13 protein-coding genes are annotated in these 11,696 nt (G+C 67.9%); 2 read left to right on the top strand and 11 right to left on the bottom strand.

The features are described from left to right. The first annotated feature begins 31 nt into the window (after positions 1-31). Positions 32-601: an alkyl hydroperoxide reductase subunit C gene (gene ahpC / locus Q0Q48_RS03860; protein ID WP_295134286.1), complete on the top strand. Its 570-nt coding sequence runs from the start codon at positions 32-34 to the stop codon at positions 599-601. Between the two features lie 70 nt (positions 602-671). Then, entirely contained in the window at positions 672-2,252 is a 1,581-nt protein-coding gene (gene ahpF, locus Q0Q48_RS03855) for an alkyl hydroperoxide reductase subunit F (protein ID WP_295134283.1), read from the top strand. 334 nt (positions 2,253-2,586) lie between these two features. On the opposite strand, the gene Q0Q48_RS03850 is transcribed toward ahpF, so the two are convergent. The 11 genes from Q0Q48_RS03850 to ccmA all read right to left on the bottom strand — a co-directional run bounded on the left by Q0Q48_RS03850 (position 2,587) and on the right by ccmA (position 11,425). Then, the gene (locus Q0Q48_RS03850; RefSeq protein WP_295134280.1) at positions 2,587-2,985 is read right to left on the bottom strand and encodes a nuclear transport factor 2 family protein; all 399 of its coding nucleotides are present in this window, start codon (positions 2,983-2,985) and stop codon (positions 2,587-2,589) included. 510 nt (positions 2,986-3,495) lie between these two features. Continuing rightward, complete coding sequence (locus Q0Q48_RS03845; protein ID WP_295134278.1) at positions 3,496-4,176, bottom strand: hypothetical protein; 681 nt, start codon at positions 4,174-4,176, stop codon at positions 3,496-3,498. Between the two features lie 96 nt (positions 4,177-4,272). After that, positions 4,273-5,544: a c-type cytochrome biogenesis protein CcmI gene (gene ccmI, locus Q0Q48_RS03840; RefSeq protein WP_295134274.1), complete on the bottom strand. Its 1,272-nt coding sequence runs from the start codon at positions 5,542-5,544 to the stop codon at positions 4,273-4,275. Between the two features lie 5 nt (positions 5,545-5,549). Further along, positions 5,550-6,005, bottom strand: coding sequence for a cytochrome c-type biogenesis protein (locus tag Q0Q48_RS03835; protein ID WP_295134271.1), 456 nt, complete (start codon positions 6,003-6,005; stop codon positions 5,550-5,552). A 164-nt stretch (positions 6,006-6,169) separates the two neighbouring features. Then, positions 6,170-6,709, bottom strand: coding sequence for a DsbE family thiol:disulfide interchange protein (locus Q0Q48_RS03830; protein WP_295134268.1), 540 nt, complete (start codon positions 6,707-6,709; stop codon positions 6,170-6,172). Then, complete coding sequence (locus tag Q0Q48_RS03825; protein ID WP_295134265.1) at positions 6,710-8,659, bottom strand: heme lyase CcmF/NrfE family subunit; 1,950 nt, start codon at positions 8,657-8,659, stop codon at positions 6,710-6,712. Between the two features lie 160 nt (positions 8,660-8,819). Then, the gene (gene ccmE, locus Q0Q48_RS03820; RefSeq protein WP_295134261.1) at positions 8,820-9,254 is read right to left on the bottom strand and encodes a cytochrome c maturation protein CcmE; all 435 of its coding nucleotides are present in this window, start codon (positions 9,252-9,254) and stop codon (positions 8,820-8,822) included. After that, on the bottom strand, positions 9,251-9,391 hold the full coding sequence (ccmD, locus tag Q0Q48_RS03815; protein WP_295134258.1) for a heme exporter protein CcmD: 141 nt from the start codon (positions 9,389-9,391) through the stop codon (positions 9,251-9,253). The genes ccmE and ccmD overlap by 4 nt, the downstream gene beginning before the upstream one ends. Beyond that, positions 9,388-10,107, bottom strand: coding sequence for a heme ABC transporter permease (locus tag Q0Q48_RS03810; RefSeq protein WP_295134255.1), 720 nt, complete (start codon positions 10,105-10,107; stop codon positions 9,388-9,390). The genes ccmD and Q0Q48_RS03810 overlap by 4 nt, the downstream gene beginning before the upstream one ends. 14 nt (positions 10,108-10,121) lie before the next feature. Beyond that, positions 10,122-10,787 carry a heme exporter protein CcmB gene (ccmB, locus tag Q0Q48_RS03805; RefSeq protein ID WP_295134253.1) on the bottom strand — a complete coding sequence of 222 codons (666 nt, stop codon included), beginning with the start codon at positions 10,785-10,787 and terminating at the stop codon, positions 10,122-10,124. Further along, on the bottom strand, positions 10,784-11,425 hold the full coding sequence (gene ccmA, locus Q0Q48_RS03800) for a heme ABC exporter ATP-binding protein CcmA (RefSeq protein ID WP_295134250.1): 642 nt from the start codon (positions 11,423-11,425) through the stop codon (positions 10,784-10,786). The genes ccmB and ccmA overlap by 4 nt, the downstream gene beginning before the upstream one ends. Positions 11,426-11,696 lie beyond the last annotated feature (271 nt).

Here is an 11,696-nt window from a genome sequence, read left to right as displayed (position 1 = left end):
TGCCAAGCGTTAACCAAGGAGTTTCAAGCCAATGTCCCTCATCAACACCGAGATCAAGCCGTTCAAGGCCACCGCCTTCCAGAAGGGCAAGTTCATCGACGTGACCGACGCCGACCTGAAGGGCAAGGGCAAGTGGTCGGTCGTGTTCTTCTACCCGGCCGACTTCACCTTCGTGTGCCCGACCGAGCTTGAGGATCTGGCGACGAACTACGCCGAGTTCAAGAAGCTGGGCGTCGAGATCTACAGCGTCTCGACCGACACCCACTTCAGCCACAAGGCGTGGCACGACACGTCGGAAGCTATCAAGAAGATCGAGTACGTCATGGTCGGCGACCCGACCGGCACGATCACCCGCAACTTCGGCGTGATGATCGAGGAAGCGGGCCTGGCCGATCGCGGCACCTTCGTGATCGACCCGGACGGCAAGATCCAGATCGTCGAGATCACCGCCGGCGGCATCGGCCGCGACGCCAAGGAGCTGCTGCGCAAGGTCAAGGCCGCCCAGTACGTCGCCTCGCACCCCGGCGAAGTCTGCCCGGCCGCCTGGAAGGAAGGCGAGAAGACCCTCGCCCCCAGCCTCGACCTGGTCGGCAAGATCTGACGAAGGGCGGAGGGGCCTCATCGGGGGTCCCTCCACTCCGCTTCGCTACATTTCAGTAGGAGTACCTCCCATGTTGGACGCCAACCTCAAGACGCAGTTGAAGGGCTATCTCGAGCGCCTGACCTTGCCGGTCGAGCTGGTGGCGTCGCTCGACGGCAGCCCCAAGTCGGCCGAGCTGAAGGAGCTCTTGCAGGAGATCGCCACCCTGTCGGACAAGGTGAGCTTCGCCGAGGCCGACGAGGACATGCGCAAGCCCTCCTTCGCCATCGTGCGGCCCGGCACGGACATCTCGGTCCGCTTCGCCGGCATCCCGATGGGCCATGAATTCACCTCGCTGGTGCTGGCGCTGCTGCAGGTCGGCGGCCACCCGAGCAAGGAAGCGCAGGACACGATCGAGCGGGTCAAGAACCTCGACGGCGACTACACGTTCGAGACCTATTTCTCGCTGTCGTGCCAGAACTGCCCCGACGTGGTGCAGGCGCTGAACCTGATGAGCGTGCTGAACCCGCGCATCCGCCACACGGCGATCGACGGCGCCCTGTTCCAGGACGAGGTCGAGAAGCGCGGCGTGATGGCCGTGCCCTCGATCTTCCTCAACAGCCTGCCGTTCGGCCAGGGCCGCATGAGCCTGGAGCAGATCCTGGCCAAGCTCGACACCGGTGCCAGCGAACGCGCGGCCGAGGAGATCGCCGCGAAGAAGCCCTACGACGTGCTGGTGGTCGGCGGCGGCCCCGCCGGTGCCGCTGCAGCGATCTATGCCGCCAGAAAAGGCATCCGCACCGGCATCGCGGCGGAGCGGTTCGGCGGCCAGGTGCTGGACACGATGGGCATCGAGAACTTCATCTCGGTCTCCCACACCGAGGGCCCGAAGATGGCCGCGGCGCTGGCCGCGCACGTCAAGGACTACGAGGTCGACGTGATGGACCTGCAGACCGCCACCAAGCTCGTGCCGGCGGCGACGCCGGGCGGCCTGGCCACGGTCGAGCTGCAGAACGGCGCCACGCTCAAGGCGAAGACCATCGTGCTCTCGCCCGGCGCGCGCTGGAGGCAGATGAACGTCCCCGGCGAGGCCGAGTATCGCAACAAGGGCGTGGCCTACTGCCCGCACTGCGACGGCCCGCTGTTCAAGGGCAAGCGGGTGGCGGTGATCGGCGGCGGCAATTCCGGCGTCGAGGCGGCGATCGACCTCGCGGGCCTGGTGAGCCACGTCACCTTGATCGAGTTCGACGGCCAGCTGCGCGCCGACGCGGTGCTGCAGGCCAAGCTCCGCTCGCTGCCCAACGCCACGGTGATCGTCTCGGCGCAGACCACCGAGGTGCACGGCGACGGCGCGAAGGTGACGGGCCTCGCCTACAAGGACCGCACGAGTGGCGAGCAGAAGACGATCGAGCTCGAGGGCATCTTCGTGCAGATCGGCCTGGTGCCCAACACCGAGTGGCTGAAGGGCGCGATCGGCTTGAGCCCGCGCGGCGAGATCGAGGTCGACGCCCGCGGCCAGACCTCGGCCCCCGGCATCTTCGCCGCCGGCGACGCCACGACCGTGCCCTACAAGCAGATCGTCATCGCCATGGGCGAGGGCGCCAAGGCCGCGCTGTCGGCGTTCGACCACCTGATCCGGAGCGAGCCGGTCGAGGTGAAGCAGGCGGCTTAGGGCCTTCCCAAGCACAGACCTCATCCTGAGGAGCGGTCCGCAGGACCGCGTCTCGAAGGATGAGGTTGGGCGGTCGGTTCGCGATGGCAACGTTTCGGGCTGAGCGCCTGCCACGATGCAAGCACCGCCATCATCCCGTGCATGGCGGGAGGGGTGCGACATTGCTTTCGTTTGTTTCGTCTATTTCGACTGTTTCGTTTGCAAGGCCTTTTTGTCCGCCGGCACGGCGTGCTGGCACTGACAGCATTCCGTCACCGGACCGATCTGAGTATAGCACATCGGATGGGACGAGAGATTGCCGTCCTCCGGCGGACGGCAACCCCCGCGTGCCGTCTCACCCCGGCATCTTGTCGATGAAGCCGACCACGGATGCGAGCCGGCCGTCCGGCGCCAGGGTGCAGAAATCGACGCCCTCGACGACCGGGGGCCCGTCGGCCGGACCCAGCGACCAGGTGAAGCGCAGATAGCGCCCCACCGGGCTACCAGAGGCGCCACCATGGGCGTCGACCTTCGAGGTGCGCTTGAGCACGAAGCCCGGGAACTTCGCCTGCACGCCCGCCAGCATGGCGTCGATCCCGGCCGGCCCGTCGCCCGCGATCACCGGATCGCGGTAGATCCCCGTCTCGGTCCAGGCCGCCGCAAGGCCGGCGCGGCGGCGCGCGGGATCGGTCTCGTTCCAGGTGGCGACGTAGGCCTCGACGACGGCGTCCGGCGTGGCGGTGGGATGGGACATGGCTTCCTCCTGCGGATGGTTGATCCACGCGGGAGTTAGGCCAGCACAGGCGAGGCGGCGATTGTCTGGGAGGTAATGAGGCTCGCTCTTCACGCTGGAGCAAACCTTCTTCGCATTGTTTACCGAGAGACCTGCGCATACATGCCGCCGGCAACCAGCTTTCTCGTTCGCCGACAACGCCACTACCGTGCCCTACAAGCAAATCGTCTTCGCCATGGGAGAGGAAGCCACGGGCGCATTATCGGCATTCGACCACCTGATCCAGAGTACGCCTCACGAGGTGGAAGCGCCGGCATCGGAAGCCCGAAAGGTGACTTAGCCTAATAGGTGTCGCTATCCTTCAATGTGAATCCGTGAACTCGTTCTGAGTTCCTTGAGAGCGGAAAGCGACATCATCCCTTAACCAACAGGCAGCTTAACAAATCGCTTTTTGTCTTCAGGCGACAATTCTCCAGAGAAGAGCATTCCCATGCCCAAAGAGGCAAATCGCTGAGGTAGGCTTCTTCATCGCTAGCCATTTCCCGCTCCAGTTTCTTGCTGCAGTTCTGTCGCCCAGGTTTGATAAATTAGTTCGAGCTCTTCATTGCTAATAAGCTCAGCACCAAACTTCTCTTGGACTTGCAGAAGTCTTTTCAGAATTTCTTGACGCGCTTGAATCGTAAAGGGGCCAGGGATGTGCTTTCCGGACGCTGCGAACGTCAGCTTGCCATTACGTCTAATAGCTTGGCGCATCTGCGGATCGTTACGAATCCCCTTTAGCCAATCGCGGAAGGCAACCAAAGGCGTATAGCCTTTGCCGATCAGGAGAGCCCAAAACGTCTTGTCTGGATCCGGCTGCGTGCGTGCTACCTTAATTGGTAAGCCCATGCTCTCGGCCGCCATGGAGATCCGGGCCGTAACATCGTCCAAATGCGACATCACCAACGGACTCTCGACTCTTGTATCGTTTGAAACGATATGCACAGGCCGAGATCGGCGCGATGGTGGAATGTCCAACAGCGCCTCAAATACCGCGTGAGCGACAACCGTGCTGTCTTTGCCGCCAGAGAAGCCGACTATCCAGGGGAAGTGCTGAGTATGTGAGAGATACTCATCTTTCACATCGTCAACGACCCGTTGCCACTTCTCTTCAATTGTGGGGTCTTCATAGCGTGCTGCGCGCTCTAGGAAGCTGATCTGATCGATACTCATAAAAACCCCTACGCGCGGGTGCTAACCCATTTAAACAATGGAAGAATCTGGACCAGCAAGATCGGCAAGGCAATCTCGACGACTGTGGGTCGAACCTCACCCCCCCGCCGCCTTGATCCTCTCCTCCAGCATCCCCCGGATCGGCGCATCCGCCGGCAGCAGCGCCAGCAGCGTCTTCCAGCGCTGCAGCGCCGCCGGCTTGTTGCCCGCGGCTTCGGCGGCGACGCCCAGGTAGAACAGGGCCAGCGCGTTGCGCGGCTCGGCCTTCTCCAGCCGCTCCAGCACGGCGACGGCCTGCGGCGACGGCACGGCGCCGGGCGCCAGCTGGCGCACATGCGCCTCGGCCCAGTCGGCCAGGATGCGCGCGTCGACGGGGGCCAGCGTGTCGGCGCGGGCATAGGCGTCGGCGGCGTTGGCGTTCTCGCCCAGCACCTTCCAGGCGTTGGCCAGGCGCAGCCAGCCGGCGCGGTCCTGCGGCGCGTCGGCGAGGCGCGCGGCCAGCCCCTCGACCATGGTGCGGATCGTCTGCTGGCGCTGCTCCGGCGTGAGCTGGGCCATCGCCTCCTGCTGCTCGCGGCTGGGCGTCGGCATGGTGGATTGCGTTGTTTGGGTTGGTGGCACCTCGATCCCGGCAGCCTTCGCCACCCGCGCGATCTCGGCGCGCAGCATCGGCAGCCAGGGCGCGTCGGGCGGGCTGCTGGCCTCGAGGTCGCGCCAGCGGGCGATCGCGGCCTTCGAGTCGCCGCTCTGCGCCTCGTGCAGGCCGAGATAGTAGAGGATGCGCGCATCGTCGGGCCGCGCCCTGAGCGCCCGCTGCAGCGCCTCCAGCGCCGGTTGCGTGACGGTGCCGCCGGCCTCCAGGGTCAGGCCCTCGCCCAGCGCGGCCAGCGCGTCGGCGTCGTTGGGGTCCTGGGCGAGGCGGGCGCGCGCCTCGGCCAGCAGGCCGGCGACGTCCATCTGGCGCGACGGGGCGGGGTGTTCGGTGCCGCGTTCGGCAAAGGGTGCCGCGGGCAGGCCGGGGCGGCCGGTCTGCAGGTAGAGGCCCAAGGCCAGCAGCGGCACGAAGAGCGAGAGCGCCGGCGGCAGCCACTTCTGCACCGCGTCGGAGCTGCGCGCGGCTTTGGCGCCGGACGCGGCGGCGTCGCCGGCGGCCAGCATGCGGCGCTCGATCTCGGTGCGCGCGGCGGCGGCCTCGGCGGGGCCGAGCGTCCCGGCTTCGCGTTCGCGCTCCAGCTCGGCCAGCTGGTCGCGGTAGATCGCCAGCTCGCCCGAGAGCCGGTCGCGCACCGGCAGGCGCATCCGCAGCAGCGGCCAGAGCAGGGCGGCGACGGTCGCGGTGGTGAGCAGCGCCAGCAGGAATTCGAGCATGGCCGTCAGCCCTTCAGGAGCGCGTCGAGGCGGCGGCGCTCCTCCTCGTCGAGCGGTTTTGGCGCGACGATGGGTGTGTGCCGGCGGCGGCGCGCGGCGAGGAGGAGGGCGGCGCCGGCCACCAGCAGCAGGAGCGGCGCGCCCAGCCACAGGACGAGCGTGCCGGCCTTGAAGGGCGGCTTCAGCAGCACGTAGTCGCCGTAGCGCGCGACCATGTAGGCGAAGACGTCGGCGTCGCTGTCGCCGGCCGTGAGCCGCTCGCGCACCGCGCGGCGCATGTCGTGCGCCACCTCGGCCGAGGAATCGTCGATCGACTGGTTCTGGCAGACGACGCACCGCAACGCCCGCCCGATCTCCCGCGCGCGCGCTTCGAGCGCGGGGTCGGGGAGGATTTCGGACGGCTCGACGGCGAGTGTCGGGAACGCGAACAGCAGCGCGAGGAGGCAGAGCAACGCTCTCAAGCTCCTCAAAAAACTCCCGTCGTCTCGACCGGAGCCTCGCGTAGCGAGGCGTAGTGGAGAGACCTTCTCTCGACGACTTGCCGGCTTTTCGTGGAGAGAAGGTCTCTCCACTCCGCGCCTTCGGCGCTCCGGTCGAGACGACGGGTTTTGTGTTGGGCGAGCGATCACTTCACCGCCCCCTTCAGAAACGGCAGGATCGTCTCGTTCAGATCGCGCTCGGTGATCGGGCCGCGGTAATGCCGGCGCACGATGCCGGCGCCGTCGATCAGGTAGGTCTCGGGGACGCCGCTCAGCCCCCAGTCGAGGCCGGTCTTGCCGTCGAGGTCGAGGCCCGCCAGCTGATAAGGATCGCCCAGCCGCTTCAGCCAGGGCAGCGCGTCGTCGCGCTTGTTCTTCCAGGCGATGCCGACGATCGTCGCGCCCTCGCGTTCGCTGAGCCGCGTGAACAGCGGATGCTCGGCCAGGCACGGCGTGCACCAGCTCGCGAAGAAATTCACGATCACCGGCTTGCCGGTGCGCAGGTCCGCGTCGGTGAGCGGCGGCTCGCCCGGCCGCAGCGCCGGCAGGTCGAGCTTCGGCGCCGGCCGGCCCACCACCACCGAGCCGATCGAGGCGGGGTCGCGGCCGCTGGTCAGCGACCAGGCGAAGAAGCCCGCCATCAGTGCGAGCGTCAGCAGCGGCAGGATGAAGAGCAGGCGGCGCATCTATTCGGCCGGCTGCAAGGATGACGGGCGTCGCGACGGCGCGCCGATGCGCAGCCGGCGGTCCGACAGCGAGACGAAGCCGCCGAAGGCGCACAGCGCCGCGCCCAGCCAGATCCACGGCGCCAGCGGGTTGAGATAGAGGCGGATCACCCAGCCCTGCTGCGGGTTGCCCTCGCCCAGGGTGGCGTAGAAGTCGCGCAGCAGGTTGGTCTGGATCGCCGTCTCGGCCACCTGGCGGCGCTGCACGGTGAACAGCCGCCGCTCGGGCTGCAGCACTGTGTAGGGCTTGCCGCCGACGCTGACGTTGAGGGTCGCGCGCTCGGCGACGTAGTTGGGGCCGCGCACCTCGTCCATGCGGTCGAGCAGCACCGAGTAGCCGGCGAAATCGACCCTGTCGCCGGGCTTCATCGTGTGCATCAGCTCGGTGTTCCACGACGAGGTCGCGACCGAGCCCAGCACGACGACGCCCAGCGCCGCATGGCTGATCACCATGCCCAGGGTCGAGCGCGGGATGGTGCGGAGCGTCCCGCTGCGCACGCGGTCGCTCAAGGACGCGAGGCTGCCGACGATCAGCCAGACGCCGAAGCCGAAGGCCAGGGCTGCCAGCGTCGAGCGGCTGTCGATCATCGTCATGGCGACCACGATGGCGGCGAGCGACACGACCAGTGCGATGCGCAGGCGCATCAGGGCCGGCCAGAGCTCGGCGCGCTTCCAGCCGAGGAAGGGCCCGACGCAGAGCGCGGCGAACAGCGGCGCGCAGAGCGGCACGAAGGTGGCGTTGAAGAAGGGCGGGCCGACCGAGACCTTGTTGCCGGTCAGCAGGTCGAGGAACAGCGGATAGAGCGTGCCCAGCAGCACCGTGGCCGCGAGCGTGCACAGGAGCAGGTTGTTCAGGATCAGCGCGCCCTCGCGGCTGACCGGCTGGAACAGCCCACCGCCCTGCAGTTGCGGCGCGCGCCAGGCATAGAGCGCGAGGCCGCCGCCGGTCACGGCCAGCAGGAAGCCCAGGATGAACAGGCCGCGCGCCGGATCCTGCGCGAAGGCATGCACCGAGGTGAGCACGCCCGAGCGCACCAGGAAGGTGCCGAGCAGCGACAGCGAGAAGGCGAGCAGCGCCAGCAGCACCGTCCAGCTCTTCAGCGCGTCGCGCTTCTCGACGACGATGGCGGAGTGCAGCAGCGCGGTGCCGGCGAGCCACGGCATCAGCGAGGCGTTCTCGACGGGATCCCAGAACCAGAAGCCGCCCCAGCCCAGGATGTAATAGGCCCACCACGAACCCAGCGCGATGCCGAGCGTCAGGAAGCACCAGGCCGCCAGCGCCCACGGCCGCACCCAGCGCGCCCAGGCGGCATCGACCCTTCCTTCGAGCAGCGCGGCGATGGCGAAGGCATAGGTCACCGAGAAGCCGACATAGCCTAGGTAGAGCAGCGGCGGATGGAAGGCGAGGCCGGGATCCTGCAGCAGCGGGTTGAGCCCGTTGCCATCGGGCGGCGCCGGATAGACGCGCGTGAACGGGTTGGAGGTGAAGAGCAGGAAGGCGAGGAAGCCCACGCCGATCAGCGCCTGGATCGCGAGCACCCGGCTGCGCAAGGTGTCGGGCAGGTTGGCGCCGAAGATCGCGACCGCCGCGCCGAACAGCGCGAGGATCAACGCCCACAGCAGCATCGAGCCCTCGTGGTTCCCCCACACGCCGCTGATCTTGTAGAGCAGCGGCTTGGCCGAATGCGAATTGGCCACGACGTTGGCGACGGAGAAGTCCGACGTGACATAGGCCTGCGTCAGCGCGCCGAACGCCAGCAGCACGAGGAACGCCTGCGTCAGCGCCGCGGTGCGGCCGAGGGTCATGAGGCGGAGGTCGCCACGCGACGCGCCGACGAGCGGCAGAGTGCCCTGCACCAGCGCGACCGCGAGCGCCAGGATCAGCGCAAAATGGCCTAGTTCCGCGACCACGAAGCACCTGTTACGCCAATGTCGAATGCGTCGCGGAACTGGCGGGCGGCAGGCGCTGCAGCGAAGCGAAGCGCCGGGAGCCCGCACGGCTCAGAAAAGATGAGGGTGGCGAAACACCGCCTGAAAGCCTCCACACCACCAGCGCAAATGCTGCTTCGCATCATTTGCGCTCTTTCCATTGCCCGCTTTCCTTGATCGCCTTCGCGACTTCGGGAGGCATGTAGTTCTCGTCATGCTTCGCCAGGATCTCGCGCGCGGTGAACACGCCGTCCGGCCCGATCGAGCCCTCGGCGATCACGCCCTGACCTTCACGGAACAGGTCGGGCAAAATCCCGCGATAGACGACCTTCACCGCCTTGTGCGTGTCGGTGACGGTGAAGCGCACGGTCTGCCCGTCCTTCTGGACGCTGCCCTGCTCCACCAGCCCGCCCAGGCGGAAGCGGCGGTCGGGGCCGAGGCTCTTCTCGGCGACCTGGGTCGGCGAATAGAAGAAGACGAGATTGTCGTTGAGCGCCGTGAGCACGAGCGTCGCCGCCACGCCGAGCGTGGCCAGCGATCCCAGCAGCAACCAGAGGCGGCGGCGCTTCGGAGTCATCGGCGCTTCTCCAGGCCGCGCGCCGCCAGTTCGCGGCGCACCCGCTTGCGGGCGCCCAGCGACGCGATCACCAGCCCGCCGAGAATCACCGCGGCGACGAGCCAGGAGCCGAGGATATAGGCCGCGTGGTTGCTCATGCCGCGGCCTCGGCATTCTCGAGACGGCGGCGGTCGATCTCGGTCTCGGTGCGCAGCAGCACCAGCCAGACGAACAGGAACAGCAGCGAGACCGCCATCCAGAGCAGCGGCACCAGGATCGACGAGTGGATCGCCGGGGCGTCGAGCCGCGTGATCGAGGCCGGCTGGTGCAGCGTGTTCCACCAATCGACCGAAAACTTGATGATCGGCAGGTTGATCACGCCGATCAGCGCCAGGATCGCCGCCGCCCGATCGCCGCGCTCGGGCGAATCGTAGGCGCGGCTGAGCGCGATGTGGCCGAGATAGAGGAAGAACAGCAGCAGCATCGAGGTGAGCCGCGCATCCCACACCCAGTAGGTGCCCCACATCGGCCGGCCCCACAGCGAGCCCGTCAGCAGGCACACCGCCGCGAAGCTGGCGCCCACGGGAGCGGCCGCGCGCGCCATCAGCGCCGCCAGCGGATGGCGCCACACCAGCAGCGACGCGCCGAGCGCGGCCAGCATCGCGTAGCCGCCCATCGACAGCCAGGCCGACGGCACGTGCAGGAACATGATCCGCACCGTCTTGCCCTGCTGGTAGTCCTCGGGCGCCACGAAGAAGGCCATGTAGGCGCCGACCGCCAGCATCAGCACCGTGGCGAAGCCGAGGCCCGGCAGCACCCGCTGGCTGAAGCGGCGGAAACGTGCAGGATTGGCGAGAAAATGCAGGTCGGCCATCGGCCCCATCCTCCCTATTCGCCGGCTTGCCGCAAGGCTGCGGCAATCGCCCAAGGCGTCGTGGCCAGGGCGACCAATGCAAGAGCGGCGAGGATCGCGACATGTGTCACGATGCCGTCGCCCGCCGCCAGGGTCTCGATCGCACCGGCGCCGAAGATCAAGGTCGGCACGCAGAGCGGCAGGGCGAGCAGCGCCAGCAGCGCGCCCGACTTGCGCGCCCCCAGCGTCAACGCCGCCGCGAGCCCGCCGATCAACGACAAAGTGGGTGTGCCGACCAGCAGGGTCGCGCCCAGCGCCAGCAGGCTCTGCCCGTCGAGGCCGAAGGCGACGCCCAGAAAGGGCGCCAGCAGGCTGAGCGGCAGGCCGGTCACGATCCAGTGAGCGAGGCATTTGGCCAGCGCCGCCAGCTCCAGCGGCCACGGCGCCAGCAGCAGCAGGTCGAGCGTGCCGTCCTCGTAGTCGGCGGCGAACAGCCGCTCCAGCGACAGGAGTGCCGCAAACAAGGCGGCGCACCACAGGACGCCGGCCGCGATGCGCGCCAGCAGGTTGGTCTCGGGGCCGATGCCCATCGGGAACAGCACCGTCGCCACCACGAAGAAGGCCAGCACCACGCCGACATCGCCCGGCCGCCGCAGCACCAGGCGCAGGTCGCGCATCAGCAGGGTCGTGAAGCCGCTCATGGCGTCTCCCGAACGCCGCCGCCGCGCAGGTCGAGACGCTGCGCGCCCTCGATGCCCAGCTCGGCATGGGTGGCGGCGATGGCCAGACCGCCGGCTGCGAGGTGGGCCTGCAGCGCCGTCCGGAAGGCCGCCTGCGCCGGCGCGTCGAGCGCGTTCAGCGGCTCGTCCAGCAGCCACAGCGGCGCCTGGGACAGCACCACGCGGGCAAGCGCAGTGCGCCGGCGCTGCCCGGCCGAGAGCGTGCGCACCTCCCGTGCGGCCAGTCCGGAGAGATCGAAGGCCACCAGGGCGCCGTCCAGCCGGTCGCCGGCCTCGCCGCCGCGCAGCCGCTCGGCGACGCCTAAGTTCTCGGCCACCGTGAGGTCGCCCTTCAACCCCTCGAGATGGCCGAGCCAGGCCAGCCGGCCGCGCCATGTCTCGGGATCCTGGGCCGTGTCGACACCCTGCCAGGCGATCGTGCCGGCGGCGGGCGGCGTCAGCCCCGCAAGCGCCCGCAGCAGGCTGGTCTTGCCGCTGCCGTTGCGGCCCGTCAGCGCCAGCAGCTCGCCCGCGCCCAGCCCGAAGGACAGGCGGTCGAACACCGGCCGGCCGCCGCGGCGGCAGGAAAGACCGGTCACTTCGAGGAGCGGAGGCACCATGGGGCGCCCTCGTAGCATGCGTTTGATCGACATGCTGGCCGCAGGCAAAGAAAAAGGCCGTCATCTCGGGGGAGGTGAGATGACGGCCTGAGCGCCTCCGAGGAGGCTAGAACGTGGCTTTGGGGGGACCACGTTCGGGGGAGATACCCAACCTAAATGGAAGTCCCGGGTGGCCATCGCCAGACCTAAATAGGGCATTAGTGTGATTTCTCGGCAACAGTCGCACAGACATTGCCAAGTGCAGAATAGATAAGGATTTCAGGGACTTGAG

Origin of the sequence: uncultured Reyranella sp. (assembly GCF_945957355.1) — a bacterium.
Taxonomy (GTDB): domain Bacteria; phylum Pseudomonadota; class Alphaproteobacteria; order Reyranellales; family Reyranellaceae; genus Reyranella.
The sequence above is the reverse complement of the archived record's forward strand: the minus strand, read 5'-3'. Positions and strand labels throughout refer to the sequence as shown.